The sequence below is a fragment of the Coprothermobacter sp. genome (assembly GCA_013824685.1).
Lineage (GTDB): Bacteria > Caldisericota > Caldisericia > Cryosericales > Cryosericaceae > Cryosericum.
This window is the reverse complement of record PNOG01000009.1, coordinates 100,347-121,805: the sequence shown is the minus strand read 5'-3', so window position 1 is coordinate 121,805 and position 21,459 is coordinate 100,347. Positions and strand designations below refer to the sequence as shown.

Sequence of the window (21,459 nt, the reverse complement as noted above, 5' to 3'; positions counted from 1 at the left end):
GGAGGCAGTGCGACGTGGCGGATTCGCCGTAACCTTCGCGAGGTGGTGGACGTAAACAGAGTGAACAGTCGGTCAGTGTTCTCAGAAGACCGGCTATGTGGGTAAGGAGCAAATATGGCTAACCAGAACACTCGTACGACCCGTTCCCCGATGGCGAACGTCGGCATCCTGCTGATCGTCGTCGGCATTGTCATCCTGGTACTGCAATATGTTCATATTGGCCTGGGTTGGCTTCCGGAGCGCTGGGCGGAAATGTCATGGCCACTGCGCATCATCATTCCCGGACTTGCGTTGTTCGTGGTGGGTCTGGTGCTACCGGGCGGGGCGGGCGAGGGTCTGTCCGGGTTCGGGCTGGTGGCTGCGGCGGTGGGAGCCCTGATCTGGTATCAGGACGTCACCGGCACATGGCAAAGCTGGGCATATGCATGGGCACTCGTGTTCCCGGCTGCGGGAGGACTCGCAGGTATTATCCATGGGACGCTGCACGCCAACTGGCGTCACGTCAGGGATGGCGCAGGTGGTCTTGCCTTCGGTCTTGTCGCCTTTGTGGTACTGGGGTACGTGTTTGAGGGCTGGCTTGGGTTCGAGGGGTTTGGACTCAACCGGATTGCGGCATGGGTTCCGGGAGTGGTCTTGCTGGCACTGGGCGTCACGGTCCTTTTCGCCGGAACCCCCGGTGAACGTGGCTCAAGGCGAGCCGAGCGCGAACAGCGGCACATCGAGCGCGAACAGAGATCGGCAGAGCGTCGTGACACCCCCCAGGCATGGACGAGCATGCCGGTCGTTCCTCCGGAGGAGAAGAAGATGGAGACCATCACGCCTCCTGCCGAGCCGACAAAGCCCGACGACGGGCAGCCCAGCTAACGGGTTACCTGGGGACTGTCGCTATCTTGATGACGTGACTGGCATGTCCCTCGCGCCAGGTTGACTCGAGGCTGTAGACATATGTGCCGGGATCCGCAGGCAATGTGAGCATCCCGCCCCGGATCTCGACCCGTGTCGGTTTGTGATCGTTCCAGAGATACGCGAAGAGGTCTTGCGTTCGGCGGCCATAGTCGACCGAGACGGTCGAGCCACAGGGTGCCGTGACTACAGGGACGTCGGCGACAAACTCGTCGGGGACGGGGGCGTCAGACTGGACCCCGTGTCTAGGGGCCAACCAGCCGTAGGTGCCCAGACGAACCGGCACAGGACCTGAGGTCACCGTAACAACGGGCGTCACCGGTTCACTCAATGTGGCACAGCCGGCAGCCACACAGCACATGGTTACAATCAGGATCAGCGCTAGACGTCTCATCGATTCCTCCTCGACCGCGGTGCAGTTCGCGACGGCATACTGGTAGGACGGCTGTGCGGGCCGCCGGGTTCCCGGCGGCTAGAAGCGTGAGGCCAGCAGGCGGGCGAGAGCCTCGAGGGCGACGATCGGTTGGGGCGTCGCGCTGGTGGCAGTGGTGCTCAGCGTGTACAGGAGCGCAAATACCGTTTCGTTTTTCCGCACGAGCAGAGCGGCCGCGTCGGGGTCAGAGTACCGTGCCGAGACATCTCCGACGACTGCCGTTCCTTCGTCGTCGACCAGTCCGGTGCTTGCAACCTTGTCCCGGTACCAGGCGTATGCCCGGTCACGAACCACAGGGCTGCTGTACTGCAAGAACTGCCCTCCGAGAAATGTGACGGAGCCGCCACGGAAATCGATGATGATACCGCTCTTTACCCCGGCGAGTTCCTTGCCCTGGCCGTCCGTGCTTTCGTCCGGGAAGAACACGAACGTCTTGCCCGCATACTGGACGTCAACGGCCGTTCCCAGACCCGTCTCCTTCAAGTCCTCGGGGGTCAGCGTCACGCCAGGCAGGACGCTGATGGGCTCGTCCACGGTCGTACTTCGCAGGGCGGTAACGAGCCCGATTGCTCCTCCGCTGACGAGAGCGAGCACGATGAGAATGGTGACGATTGTACGCATGCGTTTGCGGTTCACGGTTGCCTCCAGGTACTGGCCATCAGTATAGGACGACCAACTGCTCGAGCAATGCCTTCAGCGCGTCAGCAGATGGCGGACGAGGACGAGGAGAGCGAGGTGAGCCGGGTAGTATGCATAGAACAGCCGCGGCAGACGGTGCAGGTGCAGTCGGGGTGGCCAGAGGATGAACGGGATGCTGGCCACTGCGTAGACCTGAGACGGCCAGAACATGATCCCGGCGAGCATGTGCAGGAGTCCATGGCCGATGGCGAGCTGGTCTCTGTGCTGAAACAGCACGAAGCTGGCCAGGCACAGCAGAACACCATAGAGGCCGTAATCCGGGCCCACGGCCGGCAGCCAGAGCTGTATGGCAGCTAGGCTCAGCACAAGGGCGACCGCCCACCACTGCCGGTGGTCCCACCCCCAGATAGCCAGCAGTCCCAGCAGCAGTGTGGCAAAGATGTTGAGTGTCCATGGACGCACGTCGAACGCCATCATGTAGACAGGCTGAGCAATAAGACTCCAGACGGCAAGCCTGAGCGCGTAGCGCAAGAGGTTGCGCGTATGCACATAGCCGGCGGCAAGCTGGTAGGCGAAGAGGGGAAAAGCCACGCGCCCGATGATGCGGAGCCAGCCCACGTTCGGCAGGAGAATGGCTCCCACGTGGTCGACGGTCATCGAGATGATGGCGACAAGCTTGAGAGCATCGGACTGCTCGAGCGTTGGATGCCCGTTTCCCCGGGAGAACGTACTCTCGTCATGATTCGTCATTGTCAACGATTCATCGCCTCGCTCTCCTTGACAGCACCCGAGGCAGCACTAGAATACTGCAGCAAAGCCACATGTTGGGGCGTCGTCTAATGGTAGGACAGTGGCCTTTGGAGCCATGAATTGCTGGTTCGACTCCAGCCGCCTCAGCCAACTTCACCAGACACAGACAAATGCCTCGATCCTGGGTTGACGCGGTCGGATCAGCACAGCCTTAGGACAGAGGCATGTCCGTAGTCTAGCAGACACTCTTGTTTTTGCTAGACCATCTGACCGGCGAGGACCGCGTACGTGTTCGCCGCGTCGAACTTGCCCATTCTCTGCAACGCCATCACGTAGGCGCCGAGGACCGGGTCGAGCAGCGGTGGTCGCAGTCGCGCGAGTGGGGCGACTTCATGAACGAGCAAGGTCAGCCTGTCGACAAAGGTGGGATTGCTGCCCCCGAAGACCGAGCCTCCCAGGACGACATCGACCGTCTCACGCTCGAAGCGCATCTTGCGGACAAGCCCCGTGATTCCCTCGGCCAGAGACTCTGCCTGTAGCATGAGGATACGCTTGCACACTTTGTCGCCAGCCGTCGCACCGTCGAAGACCAGCGGCACGATAGCCAGAGCTCGCTGCAGCAGTTCACCATGTCCAGCCATGTCTTGTACGGCCTCGAGAAACAGGAGTTGCAGCGTGTCATAGTCGGGGGCTCCCGTCACGTCCAGTACCGTCTGCTCCAGCACGGATTTCGGCCCTGTCCCATCGTGGGAAAGAAATGCGTAGTGCAGGACGTCTCTCAGCATGTCCAGTCCGCCGCCTCGCAGGCCACTCTCGTAGCCGAGGCCCCGGAGCGTGACCCAGGCCCCGTCGCGGCTGCAGGCACATGCGTTGGCGCCTCCGCCGCACACCAGGGCGATACCCCAGCTCTTGTCGCTCCCTGCCCTGAGCATGATCCAGGTATCGTTGACAAGGTCGAAGATAAGCCCGGGGAATGTGGTGGTCAGAGCCGTATCAAGTACCTCGCGGTGCATGGGTAGATCCATGCCGGACAGTCCGAAAACGGCGCATTCGATCTGCGCTATCGAGAGATCCGCAGCCGTCAGGGCATGCTGAACGGCGTCGGTGATGCCTGACATGGCCGCTTCAAGTCCGACGACCTGGTAGTTGGAGGCTCCTCCTTCTCCGGATCCGACGATATGGCCGGCATCATCACCGACGACTGCCTTCGTCCTGGTGGTCCCTCCGTCGACGCCGAGATAGTACGTCACAGCCATCTCAGATGGTCTCCGAGTCGACGCTTGTATGAAGGTGGAGGGGGGTCAGGACCTTGAAAGCCTCTGCCAGCTGCATGCCATGTGTACTGCCCAGGTCTGAGGCCTTGAGGGTGGTGTACTGCGTCGCCATTTCCAGCGTCTCCGGGGTGAACTGGCTTCTGTACAGGCTGAGGGCTGCCAGCCTCACCTCGTTCTCGGCTGAGATGTCGACAAACTGGTTTGGCCTGCCGGTGAGGTAGAACGCGATGAAGCGGACGTCGTGAGGGGGCAGTTCGGGGAGATAGAGGGGCAGGTTGCAGTAGATCATGCTCTCAGCCGCCGACCATCCACAATTCAGATGGTCCTGGTGGGCTTCATACGTCAGCCAGGGGTCAGGGGCGAGCACCGCGTCCGGCTGTTCCTGCCGGATGATGCGGACCATCGCCGTGGTCGTTTCCCCGCAGTGCGGCAGCTCACCATCATGGAAGGACAGGTACAGGTGTTTGGCTACCCCTATGGCCTCGCCGGCACGCTGGTCCTCATCCCTTCGGACTGCGACCAGGCGGTCGCGTGTCATCGAGACGTCCATGCTGCCCAGACAGCCGTCGGTCATCGTAACGAGCGTGACGTCCTTGCCCGCCTTGGCCAGCTTGAGCAGGAGGCCCCCGGCGAACCAGACGGCATCGTCGGAGTGTGGTTGAAACACGACGTATTTCTGTGCTGAATCGATGAGCGGGATCGGCAGGAACTCATTCCAGTTCATTGTCCATGGCCTCCGTTCAGATGGTGGGTGTGCCGGTGAAGGGAGTCCCTGGTTCGGGACACGATGCAGTGGTGAGAGCACACTGCGCCTTGACGGCCTCCAACTTCTTGCCATGCAGCGGGTAGAAGAAGACGAAGATGAGCCCCACGCCAATCAGGGCGGCGGGAACAACGCTCACCAGGAACCTGAAGCCTATGACGGCGGCCGGCGCCATCAGCGCGGGATCTGCCACGGGCTTGTACCGGGTGATCGTCTGGACAAGTGAGATGGTGCCGGCGGAGATGGCGACGCTCATGCGCATGATGAGCGCGTTGACGCCGTAATACATGCCTTCTCTGCGTGTGTGTGTCTTGAGGTAGTCCTCGTCACAGATGTCGGCGACCATAATGTCACCTACCAGAAGAAGGGCCCCGAGTCCGACACCTACGATGGCAAAACAGGTGATGGCCTGTGGCATCGTCCGGACCAGTCCCAGCGGAAGAAGCGTCAGACCGAACAGGACGCAGGCGATGATGGCCGTCGTGCGAACGCCCCTGCGGATGACGACCCTTGACCAGAAGATCTGGGTGATAATGGCGACGATGAAGATGGGGGCCATGATAAGGCTGGTCTGGGAGTCCGAAATGCGCAGAACGTACTTGGCGAAGAAGGGTATCACCTGGGGTACCAGCACGATGACCGAGTTCACGAACAGGTTGAACATGACGAACGTCAGGAACGACCTGTTTGCCAGCGTGTTCTTGATGGCGGGCCCCAGCGGCAGAGGTTCACCGGGGGCATGCAGGTTCTCCTTTGAGCCCAGCAGTGAGATGAAGATGGATAGGGCGGTGATCGCCCCGAAGATGACACCCATGCCTCTCCATCCGAGCTTGGCGACGATCAGCGGCGTCGCGGCCAGACCGGCCATCGCGCCCAGGATACCGAGAGCCTGGCGCCAGGCGTTGACGGTGCTGCGGTCGCTCGTGCTCGTGAACGTCTCGGGGTACAGGGACGTCCAGTTGATGATGACGATGGTATAGAACCCATCGAACGCGAAGATGACCGCAAGGTAGTACCAGAACAGTGCTGACGTGGACATCCCAGCCGGCGGGACCCAGATGAGATAGAAGGCGAGCGCCAAGGGCAGCGTTCCCAGGACGACGAACGGGATGCGCCGCCCCCACCGGGTATGCGTCCGGTCGGACCAGTAGCCGAACAACGGGTCGTTGATACAGTTCCAGATGGTGTAGATGAGCATGGCGGTCGCGAACAGCTGTTGTGGAAAGCCCAGCTTGTCCACGTAGAGGTACAGCGCCCAAGCCGTGAATGCATTTTCCGGCAGGCCTGCCCCTATCGAACCGAAGCTGTATGCAAGCTTTTTCCAGAAGTTCATACTGCCTCCAGGGAATTGCGGATGCGTGCGGCTACTTGAAACTGTCGAAGTATGGGGCCTCCTGTTCCTTGAACGCCAGGACGAGGTCTCGCGCCACGGCCGGCGAGGGGACCAGCGGATTGAGTGCCAGAGCCTCGATGAGAGCGCCGAGGTCGCGGTACGCGACTGCGTCGACGAGGGACCTCTCATACAGTTTTATCTGCCCGATCAGCAGCTGTGACTCCGTGTCGATGGGTCCGACTGCCAGCGGGCGGATGAGCCGTTCGGTGATCAGTGACGGGACCTCGACGACGTCGTCGAGGGCAAGGCCGGCAATCGCCCCACGGTTCATGACATTGACAGGGACGACCGACTGACCCTTGCCTGCGAGGCCGAGAAGCACGTCCATGGCAACTGCACTATATCCTTGGCCACTCTTGAGGCTCATGGCGGTCCAGTACTCCTCTGCGAGGTGACCGTCGTCGCGTTTGTCGAGATATGCTTCGTATGCGGCCAGCGGGTCGTCGGTTGCCATGAGGTCGGCCACAAGTTGTGCATTGAGGCGCTCCACTTCCTCGCCACGGGTTTCCCTGGCAGCCTTGACGGCCGCGAGCGATTCGCGCTTGAACGCGTAGTACCAGATGTATCCGTTGGGCAGCTTGCCGAGGCGTCGGACGAATGCCGGCGGGAAGCGTGTCATCGCCTCGAAGCCGGGCACCTGGTCGATCATGGAAAGGATCTGGGGCAGCACGTCGTGCCCGAGGGCGTAGACAGCCTTGACGAAACCACAGTGGTTCAGCCCGTAGTAGTCCAGTACCAGGTTTTCCGGCTCGACCTTGAGGAGATAGGCCAGCAGGATGCCGATGGAGGTCGGCGCATCACAGATGCCGACGACGTTGTGAAAGCCTCCATGGCTGACCATGGCTTGCGTGATGATCCCCGACGGATTCGTGAGGTTGATGAACCAGGCGTCGGGCGCAACCTCGCGCAGTTCCTTGAGCATTTCCAGCACGACGGGGATGGTGCGGACCGCCATGGCGAAGCCACCCGCGCCGACCGTCTCCTGCCCCAGGACATCCATCGAGAGGGGGATGCGTTCGTCCAGCGTACGCATATGATCGCCACCCACGCGTATTGCGGCGATGACGAAGGAGGCTCCTGTCACGCACTCGCGGAACGTGCTGGGATGCGAGACTGTGACCGTGCTGTCTCTGTCCTGGACGAGGGCCGCTACGACCTTGTCAATGGCGGCAGACCGTTTGCCGTCGGGGTCGATCAGCGCAATTTCCGAAAGGTCGAGCCGTTCCTGAAGGTCGAGGAGAGCGCCCATAAGAATCGGGACTCTGGTTCCACCTCCACCAATGATGCTGACTTTCATTGTTGCCTCCAGTCGGCGCAAACCGGCACGCCATGGCGCATCCGGCAGAGGGGATCCTCCAGCATACCGTTGTCCAGCGATACGACTGGCGGTCCTTCCCATGAATGTTCTAGCGGGCCCTCTTCCTTTGTCAAGGAGAGGCTCCGGGTGGTCCACGCTCTTTGGGAGTGTTTGACAGGTCATGCATGATGGCTACGCTCAATGATGTCAAGAGAGAGGGTGGACGAATGAACCCGGACAATCCAGCAAGTAGCAGTCGTCACAAGGGAGCAGGTGCGACAGACAGGCCGACGCGGTGGTTCAGGCGGGCGAGGAGCGGAGCCACGTTGGCTGCGTGCCTGTATGTGGTCGTGTGGAGTGCCCTCCTGGGGGATTTCGCCGACAACTTGACCATTGGCCAGGAGGTGCTGATGGTGGGCATCGCCCTCGTCAGCGGCATTCTGATCTGGGCGGCGGTCCGTGCTCTCATCCTCGAGCAGAGGTTTCTTGCCCGGCAGGAGAGCATGGAGGCACTGGAGGAGTCACGGGCCTTCGTCCGGGCACTGATGGACAATCTCCCCGCCGCGGTTTGGCTGAAGTCGAGAGACCATCGGTATCTGGCGGGAAATCTGCCATGGGTGCAGACTAATCCGATGCTGCCTCGTTGGCAAAGCAGAAAGCTTGAGGAGCTCATCGGCCACACCGACAGAGAACTCTTCGCGCCCGAGCATGCCTTGGAGTTTGAGACGACGGATGACATCGTGTTCGAAACGGGACAAGGGTGGGCACATGACTACGATGACGTCCAAGGCGGCGAACACCGGCTGTACCACACAGTGAAGATGCCGGTGTGGGACATCCGGGGCTCTGTCGTAAACGTCGTCGGCATTGGGTTTGATGTCACCGAAATACGCAGGAACGAACAGGAGCTGAAGAGGAGTCAGGAGCAGCTGGATATCTTCCTGAACAGGTCGTCTGAGCACATCTGCATGGTCAGCCCGGACAGGCGCATCGTCGTGGCGAATGCCCGTTTGTACGAGTTCCTTGGTGTACCTGTGCCTTCGCTCGTCGGCTGGGACGTGGTCGATGTGGTCATGCCTGCCGATCGCAGTCGTTGCGCGACATTCTTTGGCCGATTGCTGCTGGGAGAATCTGAGCCCCTTGAGGTTGTCGACGTCCAGAACGCTTCGGGTTCGATCCGGCAGGTTGAAATCAGTGGTACACTGGTCAGGACGGGCGGGAGTCCCGACATGGTCGTGATCATCGGCCGGGATGTTACTGGGAGGAACAGCTCCTACGTAACGGAGTGACCACCCGTTCTTCAGGCTATGCGTGAGTGGCTGTTATCCGGACCTCCCAGGGAGCCAGGCTGTCCGTGGATGGCTGCTCCTCTGTGCTGAACAGGGGAGTCTGGTCTGACGTGAAGCCGCCCCGTGGGATTGCGACGGTCTGGTCGGACAGGTTGATCGTAACCGTCATGTGCTCCGCTGAGGATTTGCGCGTGAAGCACAGGCAGGTGTCCGACGGACCGCCGACGATAGACATATTGCCTGTGGTCAGCGCGGGATGGTGCGACCTGAACCATGAGAGCCGTCTCGTGAAACTCAGCACTGATGTCGGGTCAGCCGACTCCGCACTGTACGTCGTCGCAGAAGCGCTGACGGGCAGCCATGGGGTTCCCGTGGTGAACCCGGCGCCCGGTGTTGCATCCCACGACATCGGCGTGCGTTCGCCATCCCTGCCGACCGGCAGGGGCCAGTACTTCTTGCCGACGGGGTCCTGAAGAAGCCTCTTCGGGAGCGGCGTGTTCGCAAGCCCCAGCTCCTCTCCATTGTAGAGGAACGGGGTTCCCTTGAGCGTCAGGAGAAGTCCTAGCATGCTCTTCGTCATTGGGGGTGAGAGGTGGTAGCGTGATACCGCGCGGACGACGTCATGGTTGCTCAGGACCCAGGCGGGCCAGGTGCCCTCGGGTAGCAGGTCGAGGGTTCTTGCGATGATGTCGCGGAAGTCCTTCGCCCGGAAATGTCGAACAAAGAAGAAGAAGTTGAATACCAGGTTCAGCTCGTCTCCGTCCTCGCCATAGTAGGAGAGTACCTGCTCGAGCGTGCGCTGCGTGATCTCGCCCACCATCATGCGTCCTGACTTCTCGTCGATGACACCGCGCATTTCGCGCAGGGCGTCATGCGTCTCCGGCTGATCGACGGTGTGATCGTACACCTCGCGTGACATCGGTATGAGTAGAGTCTTCGAGGGGTTGCCAGGCATGGGTTGAGCAATGACGAACTCGTGGGAATTGTCCCGCAGCTGGGCGTCCTTGACATAGTAATTGGCGACGTCGAGACGGAAGCCGTCGACACCCCGGTCCATCCAGAACCGCATGATGTCGTGGATCTCCTCACGAAGCCGGGGGTTGCGCCAGTTCAGGTCCGCCTGTTCCTTGAGGAAGCTGTGCAGGTAGAATTCATGGGTCTGCTCGCTCCATTCCCAGGCTGAGCCTCCGAATGACGAACCCCAGTTGTTGGGAGGTTTGCCATTGGTTCCGTCGTTCCAGAGGTAGTAGTCGTGGAACGAGTTCTCACGGGAAGTGCGGGCCTGCCTGAACCAGGCGTGCTCGGTCGAGCTGTGATTGACGACAAGGTCCATGATCAGGTGGATGCCCCGCGAGCGGGCACCGGCCACGAGGCGGTCGAAGTCGTCCATCGTGCCATACGCGGGATCGATCGAGCGGTAGTCGCTGATGTCATATCCGAAATCGTGGTTGGGCGACGGGTAGACAGGTGACAACCACAGGCCCTCGATGCCAAGGGAAGAGGGCGTATCATCACGTAGAACGTCCAGCTTGCTGATCAGCCCAGGAAGGTCTCCCACGCCATCGCCGTTGCCGTCCATGAAACTGCGGACGTAGCAGTGGTAGATGATGCCTCGTTTCCACCAGGGTTGGATCTGAGCGTCGGTCACAGTCATGTCGGTTGCTGCTTGTCAGGTTGCTGGTGCGCCTGAAGCGGGACGATCGAGAGGTGGCACCGAGGACGCCGGAGGCCTCACCTCCTGCCCGACACGTGTCTGGTAGAGCGTGAAACCCGTGTCTGAAAGGAAGGGTTGCCGCAGGATGCCGTTCATGCGATCAGCCATGCCAGTGGCCATGAGACCATGCGACAACTGGAAGAAGGCTTCCAGGACCTGGAACGACATCTTGGACAGCGCTTCCAGGGGTTGATTGCGGTGCACGATCTCGCCCAGTTCCGATTGGGCCAGACCATCGATGCCGTACTTGTGGAAGTATTCGATGACATGCCCGATCTCGACGCCATAGCCGGTCAGGAAATGCAGCTCGCGCAGAATGCCGGTGCGTGCCGCGATGGTCCCCGCAAGTGGCTGGAACAGCCCCCCTAGTTCCGGATACCAGAGGTTCAGAAGGGGACGCGCGGTGAGCTCCGTGACACGGCCGCCGCCTACTTCCACGAACTCGTTGACGACACGCACGGGCCTGCGGTAGAACCCCTTGATGAAGTTCAGGTGCTCGTCCAGGAGAAGAGGACCGACAAGTCCGGTGACAAATGACGGGTGGGGATTGGACAGATCGGTGTCCACGAAGACCAGAATGTCTCCTGTTGCGACAAACAATGCTTTCCACATCGCCTCGCCTTTGCCGGCATATGCTCCGAGGTCCGGACGCACCTGCTGGTGGATATAGACGGGGATGCCGCGCGCGGTCGCGATTGCGCGCGTGTTGTCGCCACTGTCGCTGTCCATGAGGATGATCTCGTCGAGCAGCGGCCGTTCGTCCATCAGTGGGCCCTTGAAGGCGTCGATAACCTGCCCAACCGTCTTCTCCTCATTGAGCGCCGGCAGGACGAGGGAGATCGACACATGGCGGTCACGCTTGGCCTGGAGAAGCCGGTCGATGTCCGCAAACTCGTCCTGGGAAAACGTGTTCTTGAGGATCCAGGGCTCGATGACGTTCGTCGTGGCCGACAGCTGCTCAACCTCTGCGCCGCGCGCGTAGACGAACACGGTGGTCGTGCGGAGCAGTCCTGCCGTGACCTGTGCCAGCAGGTGCTGGGTCACTGAGTGTTTTCCGGGGTGCTGTGGCAGTCCAAGGACAAGCAGGCCGTACTGAAGCGAACAGTGTTCGATGGCGGATTCCACGTCGTCCTCGGCCTGTTCGATGGCGAGACGGGCCTGTGGCAGTTCAGCCTTCACCTTGCCATACGCTTCAAGGACGCTGTCGTCGACGGTCGCAGACTGGCCTGCATGGGTGACGTGGACAAAGCTTGTTCTGTCCACGACCCCGGCCTCCGTAAGCCGACGCACCACCGTCCCGGCAAGGGCGGAATTGGAGTCGCCGCGGGCGAAGATGGCCGCCGATGTTCTGGAAGGGTTCTGATGGAGTTTGTAGCCAATTACCTGCGAGCTCGAACCACAGGCGGACTCGAGCAGGCCAATGTCTTCGTGACGCAGGAGGTCGAGGTCGATCACGAGTGTCCGGGAAGGATCCCCGGACGTTGCCAGGCGGATTGCCTCGTCGATCTCCATGATCTGGAAGGGTATCGATGTTGCCCCAAGAGCCTTGCGAGCCGCCGCTACCAGTCGGTGGACACGGCCGATTTCCTCAGCCGGCGTTCTGGGAAGGACAAGAACAACATCTCCGGCGACGCCGGCCGAGCAGGCAAACGCGACCTTGGCCATGAGCCGCGTCGGTGCTGTGAGCTCAACAAAGTGCTGTGTCAATTCTCCACCCCCTAGCTGCAGGACGAATCCTGCTTCGGAAAGTATAGCAGAGGCGCGATTTCTGTCACTCCGAGACGACAGCGGGAAGGCTACCAGGGGCGCTCGCAGCCTCTTTTTGACTTGCAAGTTGCCAATGATATACTGAACAGCTAAGTCCACCTAGCCAAGTCGCTTGCGAACTTGAAACTGCGGTCTCGAGGTGTTTGCAGTATGGACAACAAACGTACGCCGGCACAACGAAAGCAGGTCATCCGCGACAACGTCGCCGGTTGGCTGTTTACGCTCCCTTCGATATTGGTGCTTCTAGTCTTCACCTTCCTTCCGGCGTTTATCGTCGTCGGTCTCAGCTTGTTCGACACCAACCTCGTCGGGCAGATGGACTTCGTGGGCCTCGGCAATTTCCGACAGCTGCTCACCTCGGGCGATTTCTGGGGTTCAGCGTGGAGGACGCTCTATTTCACGATAGGCAGTGTCCCGGTCGCGGTCGCCATCTCACTGCTCATCGCCGTGCTCCTCAATGCGAAGGTCCGAGGGCGGACGTTCTGGCGCATGGGGTTCTTCATCCCGTATATCACGCCGCTGGTCGCCACGTCCATCATCTGGCTCTATATCTTTAACCCTGACTATGGCATGCTCAATGCGGCACTGCACTTCGCGGGCCTGCCAGTCAGCAGGTGGCTGACTGATACGGCGTCGGCGATGCCCGCGATGATCCTCTACTCGACGTGGCATGACATCGGGTTCGCAGTCATCATCTTCATGGCCGCGCTGTCCAAGGTACCGACTGAACTCCTCGAGGCTGCACAGATCGACGGAGCAAGCGGATGGAGGACTTTTTGGCATGTGACGTGGCCCATGATCTCCCCTTCCACCTACTTCGTCGTGATCATCTACACCATCAGCGCCTTCAAGATGTTCACCCAGGTAGCTGTCCTGACGCAAGGGGGACCAGTGGACTCGACGACGACGACAGGCTACTACCTGTATCAGCAGGCCTTTGGGCAGATGCATTTCGGCTACGCCGGCGCAGTCTCCATAGGGCTGTTTGTCATCATCTTCCTCCTGACGATGCTCCAGCGCAAGGCGACCGGACGCAAGGTCTTCTATGGATGATGGTGTGACATGACGACGATGCGACAGTCCGTCCTCTGGAACAGGGTCAACAGAGTATTCCTCTATCTTGCCATAACAGCGCTCTTCATCCTGGTGGTGTTCCCCTTCTACTGGATGATCGTCACGTCCCTGCAGCCTCAGGACTCCGTCATGAGCGTCCCGCCGCAACTGTGGCCCACACACCCCACCTTCCAGAACTACATCGACGCGTGGAACTCGGCGCCGTGGCTACGCTACTTCGGCAACACGCTCTTCGTTGCAGTCGCTTCGACACTGATCTCCCTGACGACATCCTCGCTTGCCGCATTTGCCTTTGCCTGCATCAACTTCAAGGGGAAGGAGGCGCTGTTCAGCCTGGTCCTCAGTGTCATGATGATCCCCGCGGCGACGACACTCATCCCAAACTTCCTCATCATTCGGACGCTCGGCTGGTACGACAAGTTCTACGCGCTGATCATCCCCTTCGCGGCGAGCGTGTTTGGCATCTTCCTGCTCCGGCAGTATTTCATGTCGATGCCCAAGGAGCTGTGGGAGGCCGCACAGATCGACGGCGCATCGCGTCTGCGCTACTTCCGGAGCATTGCCCTGCCGCTCGCGAAGCCCGCGATCGTGACCATCGCCATCAATTCGTTCCTGGGTTCGTGGACATCATTCCTGTGGCCCACCGTCATGACCCAGTCGCAGAACAAGCAGCTGATCGAGGTTGCTCTGAACTCCTTCCTGGGAGAGAAGGGACAGCAGTGGTCTCAGTTGGCTGCAGCATCGGTTTTTACGACGGTCCCCATCGTCGTTCTGTTCTTCTTCGTGCAGAGGCAGTTCATCGAAGGTATTGGCGGGGGCGGTGTCAAGGGGTAGCCGTCTTGATGGAGTTGCACGTTACTATCCAATCTCTTAGGGGAGGAAGTATGCTCAACACGCGTAGGTTGCTGGCTGTTGTACTGGCGTTGCTCGTCGCATTCACCTCGGTGCTCGCTGCTGTTCCGGCGACCAAGGCTGAGTCGATGACAACGATCGAGGTCTACATCGGTAAGAACACGGGCACTGTCAACGGAACAACCACAACGCTCGAGCAGGGCGCTGTGATTAAGAACGGCCGCACGCTGGTCCCACTGCGCTTCATCACTGAGGCCATGGGAGCCACACTGGCGTGGGACGCTGCGACCAGGACCGCCAACATCACGCTGGCGGAAAACAAGATTGCGCTGACAATTGACAAGACGGTCGCCAAGGTCAACGACTACGATGTCGCGCTGGATGCTGCTGCCACAATCATCAATGGCAAGACTGTCGTTCCTGTGCGTTTCGTTGCCGAGTCCATGGGTGCGACAACTACATGGGACGCTGCACTCAAGAAGGTCACCGTCCAGTTCTCCATGGATTGGCTGAAGAACAAGGCCATCGTCCCGTTCTGGGAAGCCATGGCCGCAGCACTCGGCCAGTCCCTCACCGGGTTGACCAAGGAGTTCAACGCCACGCATCCCAGCATGGAAGTCCAGCTGGTCCAGATGGCCAACTACAACACTCTGCAGACGAAGACCATCGGTGCTATTGCGGCTAAGGATCCACCCCTCATCGCACAGGCGTATGAGAACTGGGCTGCTCAGTATGCCACCGGGTTCTATCTCAGCACGTTCGACAGCTACATCAATGGCGCCAACGGTCTGTCGAAGGCTGAAGTCGCCGACTTCTTCCCCAAGATGTGGGATTCGTCGAAACTTGCGGACGGCAAGCGCTACATGATGCCGTTCAACAAGTCCAACATCGTCATTTACTACAACAAGGATATGTTCAAGGAAGCAGGCATCACGCGTGCACCGGCAACGTGGCAGGAGTTTGCTGACGACTGCGCCAAACTGAACAAAACCAACGACAAGGGCGAGCAGATCCAGTGGGGCGCCTCGCACACGCCATCCGTCGACCTGTGGTACTCGCTTGTCTATGCCTATGGTGGCAAAGTCCTGAGCGACACGTACGACAACGTCCTGTTTGCCAACAACAATGGCGTCAAGGCAGGGACGCAGCTGTTTGCCGACCTGTACGCCAAGAAGTTCATGCACTACACGACAGCTTATGGCGACCAGTCCGATCTGGGCGTCGGCAAGGCCGGCATGTACATGGGTTCAGTGGTCGGCCGCAGCTATGTGGAAGCCGCTATCGGCGGCAAGTTCGAGCTGGGCGAAGCACCTCTGCCCGCAGGACCTGCTGGCCAGGCCGCAGCACTCTACGGCACCAACATCGTCATGTTCGGCAATGCCCCCAAGTATACACAGCGCCAGAAGGATGCTGCATGGGCGTACATCAAGTGGTTCACCTCGCCCCATACGCAGGCTGTCTGGGCAGCACAGACTGGGTACCTGCCGGCTCGCCAGAGTTCCCTCGAGGACCCGGTCCTCATCGCGGCATACGCAGCGAAGCCCGAGACGCGTTCCGGCCTCGAGCAGCTCAGCGGTTCGGTTCTTCAACCGCCGACAGCCGGATGGAACAGCGCACGCACCAAGATCTCTGCAAACCTCCAGAACATCTACCTTGGCAAGGTGAGTGTTGCCGACGGTCTCAAGAAGATGGCCCTTGACGTCCAGGCGGTCATCCGCAAGTAACATTCTCAAGAGCACTGAGCAAACATCAGGGTCGGGGCGCGGTCGATTCCGTGCCCCGTTTGTCTCACGAGTGACCGAGTCGGGACAAAGGAGTCGATGTGAAGCGGATAAACCAGTCTATTGCGGTTTTCTTGGGCGTGCTTCTGCTGCTGAGTGTTGCGACTGCGGGGCTTCCTGTTGTGCGCAGTGCCAGCGTAGCCTCGTACGAGTTCAACTCTGTCAATGGACCGTACGGTGGATCCATTCGCAGCATCGCGGTTTCCCCTTCCTTTGTGAATGACGGCCGTGTTGCTGTCGGAACCAGCAACGGTTTCTATGTGTCCCGAGACCGCGGAGCTACGTTCAGCGTCGTTCGGAATGGGCTGCAACATCATAGCCAGAGCATCACCGGAACAGCGTATTCTCCTGACTTCGCGCGCGACCGCCTCGCGCTGGTCTCCACGGAGGACGGCTTGTACCGGTCAGATGATGGCGGAGCCCGTTTCGACTACTCCAACAAGGGGCTTGGAGGGGACAGCTATGTCAACGCTGTCGCCCCGTCGCCGACCCTGACGGAGGATAGTACGGTGTTTGCGTCGACATACCTGAGTGGCGCCTGGGTGAGCACGAACGTGGGTCGTTCATGGGCGGCGTGCGCTGCGGAGCTGAAGAACCAGAACGTCGTGAGGATGGTGGTTTCGCCTTCATTCAGGGCCGATCATACGGTACTGTTTGGTGTCGAAACGGCGGCCGATGTAGCTGGGGCGTGGATCTCGACCGACGGTGGGGTTTCGGCACGAGCTCTCGGCATTCCCAGCGAAGACACAGGGAATGCCCTGGCGTTCTCGCCTGCATTTGCCGCCGACCACACGTTTGCGGTCGGGGTCGGGGCGGATGGGGTGTTTGTTACGACGGATGCCGGTGTGACATTTACCAGGAGCTATCGTGGCACTGTCACCTCTCTGCTGTTTTCACCTCTCTATGCCACGACGCGCGAACTGTTTATCGGTACACCGGGCAAGGGACTGCAAATGATGAACACCGCTACGGGTTCTCTGTCGGCCGCGACGATGACGTCACCGTCACCGCAGTCCTTCGCCATTACGGCTCTTGCGGCGAGTCCGGCATTTGTGACGGACGGCACGCTGTTTGTTGGAACCAGCCGTATCGGACTGCTCGTTTCGAGAGACGGCGGGAAAACCATGGCCGACAGCAGCACAGGCATTGCTAACTCGCGCGTGAACGCTGTGGCTGTTTCGCCGGCGTTCGTGACGGACAGGACGGTGTTCTTTGGCACCGCCTATCAGGGCGTTGCGCGCACGTTCGACGCAGGGCAGACCGTATCCTACTGCAACAATGGCCTGACTGACCTCAGCGTCCTTCAGGTGGCGGTTTCTCCTGCGTATGGGACTGACGAGACGGTCGTTGCAGGGACGGACGGCGGGGGTCTCTTCGTCTCGCGGGACAAGGGGGCAAGCTGGAACGCGGCGGGAGGATTTGCAGGACATGCCGTTCCATGGGTCGCTTTCGCTCCTGACTATCATACGTCCGGAGTGGCTTTCATCTCAGTGGAAGGCGAGGGATTGTGGTGCACCGTGGACTCCTTCGCAACCGTGATGCAGTGTTCCCCGCTCACCGCCGGACTGGATCTTGCGGATACAGTCGTCGATTGTGTCGCAGTATCTCCCTCCTTTGCCACTGATCAAACGTTGTTCGTCGGGACGCACTCGGGACGTATGTACCAGAGCACAGATGGAGGCGCATCATTCGGCTATCTCGCGGGCAGCGGACTGCCCGCCTACGCAATGAAGGATCTGCGGATTTCGCCCACCTTCGCGACGGATAGCACAGTCTACATGTGTACGGACTATGGAACCGGGAGCACCAGAGAGGCCGGTGTCTACAGGTCCACGAACAGGGGCGCCAGCTGGAAACAGGTTGCCAGCTACATCTGGTACGATGCCATCCGCATCAGCGACGCGTACGAGGCCGATGGCACCGTGCTCGCTGTCTCGTGGAGCGGTGGCTTGGACGTGACGACAAACCGCGGACTGGTCTTCGGCAGTATGAGTAGTGGAATTCCGCTGGTGAGCGGCAAGTACTGGGGCAACGCCCTGGATATCTCTCCCTCCTTCAGTACCGACGGTATCGTTTATGTCGGCCTGACCAACGGTGGAGTGTTCACGACGTACCGGCTCGCGAAGGCTGCGGAAACAACGGTGAGCCTAATCATCGGCAGCACAACCATGACGGTAAACGGTATCGCGCAGCCACCGCTGGACGCTGCTCCGATGATCATGGGCGGCAGGACGCTGGTTCCCATACGCGCCATCGTCGAGGCTATCGGCGGGACGGTAGCCTTCGACGGCAAAGACGGCAAGGGCAGAGTCGACATTATGCTGGGAATCCACACTCTCTCGCTCTGGATCGGAAAGCCGGGTGCTCTCTTGGACGGAACGACTGTGCAGATCGACACTGCGAACGCGAACGTCACACCCATCATTCAGACCAGTCGCACCTACCTGCCGTTCCGGTTTGTGGGCGAGAGCCTGGGTTGCGAAGTGGGCTGGGACCCGGCGACACGGACCGTGACCCTGACGTATCGGCCATAGGAGGACTCGGAATGAAGAAGATTGTTTCCATAGGCTTGCTGCTCATGCTCCTTGCCGTTCTCGTCGGAGCGCCTGCCGGTTCTCTTGCCCGTGCCGATGCGGTGGACCGCATTGTGACATTCCCCGACGATGCCCACATGGACGCCTGTCGGCTCATCGAATCAGCCACGGCGTCCATCCTGTTCACCATCTACGATTTCAGCGATCCGCGCATCGAGGACGAGCTTGCAGACGCTGCTGCCAGAGGTGTGGTTATCAACGTCATGGTCGATCCAGGCGAACGCCTCGCCCTCACGGACTCGAAGGGTATCATCGCCGACCTGGTACGGGCAGGCGTCACAGTGCGCAGTGCCAATCCGAGCTATCGCATTACCCATGCCAAGTACTTCATCGTGGATGGGAGTCGGGCCTATATGTCAGGAAACAACTTCACGTATGCCGACGGCAAGAAGAATCGTGCGTTTGCAGTCATCACGACGGACCCGAAGGTGGTGAACGATCTGACAACGATCTTCTGGGCGGACTGGCAGAGGAAACCGCTGACCCTTCAGCAACTGACGAGCGATCGTCTCATCGTGTCTCCGCTCAACGCGGGCGCTCGCATCAAGGCACTCATCGACGGGGCGAAGACCAGTGTTGTCGTTGCGACACAGTACCTCAAAAGCGACATGGTCAATCAGGCGCTGGCCGCGGCCGCTGCGCGCGGTGTCAAGGTTCAGGCCATCACCGACGGTACTTATACCGATTCCCGGACGGCCGCTGCCGATGCAAGGATGCTCATCGGGGGTGACACCGTTCGCGTTTCGATGACGCCGTACTACCACGTCAAGATGATTATGGTCGATGGAACGCAGATGTTTGTGGGTTCGCAGAACTGCTCGGACCCACCGCTCACCGACGATAACCCACTGCAGCAGCAGCGCGAGGTCGGTATCATCGTTACGGACCCTGCTCTTATCGCCAGGGCACAGGCAGTGTTCGTCTTCGACTGGGCGCGGTCTCTGCAGCCGTAGCTCCACTCTGGACGTTCTCGTACGCAACCCTCCAGCTATGTGACCGGGGGGTTGCGTTGAGGAAGAGGGGCACAACGTCCTGTCCGTTGGCAGCGGGTCCTGCCTCCTGACGATCAAGGGACGCCTCGACTACTTGCCGATGCAGAAGGTGCTGAAGACGGTTGCGAGGATGTCGTCGGGGGCGATGTGCTCGCCCAGAAGCCGTTGCATCGCTTCGCGGGCTTCGCCGAGAAGATACGCGAGGACGTCTGCCGGGGCTGTCGCGGCTGAGTTCATGAAATCGCCCAGCGCGCGGTCGGCGGTCATGAGCTCTAATGTTTGCCGGTGTGTTACCATCTGCCTGGCGGCGACCGTCCCGGCAGCTGTCTCGACCAGCTCCGACAGGTGGCGGGTAAGCTCGTCGAGTTCTGTCCGTTCCGTGGCAGAGATGCCGAGCACTGGTTCGCCGACCTCTTCCTCGAGACCCGCGGGCACCGGTCCGGCGTCGATCTTGTTCACGGCCACGAGATGGGGCAGTGAACGGACGCGATCGAGCAGGGCGCGTTCGTGTTGTTGCAGTCCCGTTTCGGCATCGAGGACGATCAGGACGATGTCCGCGCGTTCGATGGACTGAGCCGCCTGTTCACTTGCCAGACGATCGAGGGCGTCGGAAGGGGTTGCGCCTATGCCGGCCGTGTCGATAAGGGTAACCCGGTGTCTTCCCAGGAGGATCTCCTCCGCTACCGAGTCACGGGTCGTCCCGGGGACGTCTGAGACGATGACCCTCGGATACTTGAGCAGGGCGTTCATCAGGGAGGACTTGCCGACATTGGGCGCGCCGGCGATCACGACAGTGACACCGTGCCGCAGCCGTGCGGTTGCCTGCGCGTCCGCGAGCAGCTTCCGGATGTTTGCGTGCGCCTCTTCAGCAAGACCCGTGGCTCCATGCAGGGCGCCTGCCTCGTCCTCCTCCGTGAACTGGTCGGGGAAGTCGACTGGTCCCTCCACGGAGGCGAGGGATTGTGTGATCAGGCTCAGGACCCCGCGAAAGGGCTGAGACGCATCCGTGAACAGCGACTTCCTGGCCAGGGAGAGCTCCTCGTCAGACCCTGCGTCCACGAGGTCGCGCACCGCTTCGGCCTGCAGGAGGGACAGCTTGCCTGCCAGCAGCGCCCGGAACGTGAACTCCCCTGGACGGGCGGGTTCAGCCCCAAGTTCCAGACAGGCCGCCAATACACTGTCCAGTAGAAGAGGGCTCCCGTGCAGCTGCAGTTCGACAGTATCCTCGCCCGTATACGAGTGAGGGCCGCGCATCGGCAGGACAATCCCCTGGTCCAGGATTTCTCCGCTCGTTGGGTGCAAGATGCGTCGCAGATTGGCCATGCGGTCCACAAGTGCGGGCTGGCCCGCGGTCAGCCGTTCGGCGATTGCCCAGGAGTCCGGGCCGCTCAGCCGTACAATGCCAATGCCGCTGCTACCACGGGCGGTGGCAAGAGCGGCAATGGTGGAAACGTGCGGCATGCGCCGCTCCCGTTACCTCGTGAGCTCGACGATGACGCGGCGCTGCGGGTCGCGGCCTTCGCTGTGTGTGGTGATACCGGGGTAGTCCTTGAGGGTCACGTGGATGATGCGTCGTGCCTTGGCACTCATCGGCTGCATCACGACGGCCTGTTTCTCACGCTTGACACGCAGGGCGGCGTCGATGGCCATGCGCTTCAGCATCTCGCGCTGGCGCATGACGTATCCGTCGACATCGACGGTGACGATGCCGGGGGCACCCTCGCGGTCCTTGTGTGCGACGACGTTGATGATGTGCTGCAGGGCGGACAGACACGTCTGGTCTTTGGTGAGGAACGTTCCGTTTCCGGTGAGCCCGGTGATGTTAATGTACGGGTCGCCGTCCGTGTACGCTACCTGAATCTCAGGATTCTCGTCGAGTGCCTTGAAGAAGTCGACCAGGAACTCCGTGACCAATTGCTCAGCATGTTTGGAAAGCCTCATGAT

The 21,459-nt window shown here is 60.5% G+C and carries 18 protein-coding genes and 1 tRNA gene; 8 read left to right on the top strand and 11 right to left on the bottom strand.

The window, feature by feature from the left end; translation table 11 throughout:
* The first annotated feature begins 114 nt into the window (after nucleotides 1–114).
* Nucleotides 115–864 (top strand): hypothetical protein, encoded by a 750-nt coding sequence (locus C0398_03285; protein MBA4365016.1) that lies wholly within the window; start codon nucleotides 115–117, stop codon nucleotides 862–864.
* 4 nt (nucleotides 865–868) lie between these two features.
* Here C0398_03285 and C0398_03280 read toward each other — a convergent pair whose 3' ends face one another.
* The 3 genes from C0398_03280 to C0398_03270 all read right to left on the bottom strand — a co-directional run bounded on the left by C0398_03280 (nucleotide 869) and on the right by C0398_03270 (nucleotide 2,725).
* Nucleotides 869–1,297 (bottom strand): hypothetical protein, encoded by a 429-nt coding sequence (locus C0398_03280; protein ID MBA4365015.1) that lies wholly within the window; start codon nucleotides 1,295–1,297, stop codon nucleotides 869–871.
* A 78-nt stretch (nucleotides 1,298–1,375) separates the two neighbouring features.
* Nucleotides 1,376–1,972 (bottom strand): hypothetical protein, encoded by a 597-nt coding sequence (locus tag C0398_03275; protein ID MBA4365014.1) that lies wholly within the window; start codon nucleotides 1,970–1,972, stop codon nucleotides 1,376–1,378.
* 57 nt (nucleotides 1,973–2,029) lie between these two features.
* A complete protein-coding gene (locus tag C0398_03270) occupies nucleotides 2,030–2,725 on the bottom strand; it encodes a hypothetical protein (GenBank protein MBA4365013.1) in 696 nt (231 codons plus the stop codon).
* 75 nt (nucleotides 2,726–2,800) lie between these two features.
* Here C0398_03270 and C0398_03265 point away from each other — a divergent pair.
* Nucleotides 2,801–2,875, top strand: a tRNA-Gln gene (locus C0398_03265).
* Nucleotides 2,876–2,982: 107 nt separating this feature from the next.
* Here the strand turns inward: C0398_03265 and C0398_03260 are convergent.
* Genes C0398_03260 through C0398_03245 form a run of 4 tightly spaced genes read right to left on the bottom strand, consistent with a single transcriptional unit; the run spans nucleotide 2,983 to nucleotide 7,635 of the window.
* The gene (locus C0398_03260) at nucleotides 2,983–3,981 is read right to left on the bottom strand and encodes a hypothetical protein (protein ID MBA4365012.1); all 999 of its coding nucleotides are present in this window, start codon (nucleotides 3,979–3,981) and stop codon (nucleotides 2,983–2,985) included.
* A gap of 1 nt (nucleotide 3,982) precedes the next feature.
* Nucleotides 3,983–4,837: a diacetylchitobiose deacetylase gene (locus C0398_03255; protein MBA4365011.1), complete on the bottom strand. Its 855-nt coding sequence runs from the start codon at nucleotides 4,835–4,837 to the stop codon at nucleotides 3,983–3,985.
* Entirely contained in the window at nucleotides 4,740–6,284 is a 1,545-nt protein-coding gene (locus C0398_03250; protein MBA4365010.1) for a hypothetical protein, read from the bottom strand. The genes C0398_03255 and C0398_03250 overlap by 98 nt, the downstream gene beginning before the upstream one ends.
* Nucleotides 6,127–7,635 (bottom strand): hypothetical protein, encoded by a 1,509-nt coding sequence (locus tag C0398_03245; protein MBA4365009.1) that lies wholly within the window; start codon nucleotides 7,633–7,635, stop codon nucleotides 6,127–6,129. The genes C0398_03250 and C0398_03245 overlap by 158 nt, the downstream gene beginning before the upstream one ends.
* Before the next feature lie 2 nt (nucleotides 7,636–7,637).
* Between C0398_03245 and C0398_03240 the strand changes: the two genes are divergently transcribed.
* The gene (locus C0398_03240) at nucleotides 7,638–8,741 is read left to right on the top strand and encodes a hypothetical protein (GenBank protein ID MBA4365008.1); all 1,104 of its coding nucleotides are present in this window, start codon (nucleotides 7,638–7,640) and stop codon (nucleotides 8,739–8,741) included.
* A gap of 16 nt (nucleotides 8,742–8,757) precedes the next feature.
* On the opposite strand, the gene C0398_03235 is transcribed toward C0398_03240, so the two are convergent.
* Together C0398_03235 and C0398_03230 are read right to left on the bottom strand one after the other, a co-directional pair.
* On the bottom strand, nucleotides 8,758–10,395 hold the full coding sequence (locus C0398_03235) for a hypothetical protein (GenBank protein ID MBA4365007.1): 1,638 nt from the start codon (nucleotides 10,393–10,395) through the stop codon (nucleotides 8,758–8,760).
* A 15-nt stretch (nucleotides 10,396–10,410) separates the two neighbouring features.
* A complete protein-coding gene (locus C0398_03230) occupies nucleotides 10,411–12,162 on the bottom strand; it encodes a glucosyl-3-phosphoglycerate synthase (protein ID MBA4365006.1) in 1,752 nt (583 codons plus the stop codon).
* A 210-nt stretch (nucleotides 12,163–12,372) separates the two neighbouring features.
* Between C0398_03230 and C0398_03225 the strand changes: the two genes are divergently transcribed.
* From C0398_03225 to C0398_03205, 5 genes are all read left to right on the top strand, one after another.
* Nucleotides 12,373–13,275, top strand: coding sequence for an ABC transporter permease (locus C0398_03225; GenBank protein MBA4365005.1), 903 nt, complete (start codon nucleotides 12,373–12,375; stop codon nucleotides 13,273–13,275).
* A 9-nt stretch (nucleotides 13,276–13,284) separates the two neighbouring features.
* On the top strand, nucleotides 13,285–14,130 hold the full coding sequence (locus C0398_03220) for a hypothetical protein (protein MBA4365004.1): 846 nt from the start codon (nucleotides 13,285–13,287) through the stop codon (nucleotides 14,128–14,130).
* An 8-nt stretch (nucleotides 14,131–14,138) separates the two neighbouring features.
* Nucleotides 14,139–15,872: an ABC transporter substrate-binding protein gene (locus C0398_03215; protein ID MBA4365003.1), complete on the top strand. Its 1,734-nt coding sequence runs from the start codon at nucleotides 14,139–14,141 to the stop codon at nucleotides 15,870–15,872.
* A gap of 2,045 nt (nucleotides 15,873–17,917) precedes the next feature.
* Complete coding sequence (locus C0398_03210; GenBank protein MBA4365002.1) at nucleotides 17,918–18,463, top strand: copper amine oxidase; 546 nt, start codon at nucleotides 17,918–17,920, stop codon at nucleotides 18,461–18,463.
* Between the two features lie 11 nt (nucleotides 18,464–18,474).
* Nucleotides 18,475–19,476, top strand: a complete 1,002-nt coding sequence (locus C0398_03205; protein MBA4365001.1) for a hypothetical protein — start codon at nucleotides 18,475–18,477, stop codon at nucleotides 19,474–19,476.
* Nucleotides 19,477–19,605: 129 nt separating this feature from the next.
* Here the strand turns inward: C0398_03205 and trmE are convergent, their stop codons facing one another.
* Both trmE and C0398_03195 read right to left on the bottom strand, forming a co-directional pair.
* A complete protein-coding gene (gene trmE, locus C0398_03200; GenBank protein MBA4365000.1) occupies nucleotides 19,606–20,976 on the bottom strand; it encodes a tRNA uridine-5-carboxymethylaminomethyl(34) synthesis GTPase MnmE in 1,371 nt (456 codons plus the stop codon).
* 12 nt (nucleotides 20,977–20,988) lie between these two features.
* Nucleotides 20,989–21,456 (bottom strand): hypothetical protein, encoded by a 468-nt coding sequence (locus C0398_03195; GenBank protein MBA4364999.1) that lies wholly within the window; start codon nucleotides 21,454–21,456, stop codon nucleotides 20,989–20,991.
* Nucleotides 21,457–21,459: the final 3 nt, after the last annotated feature.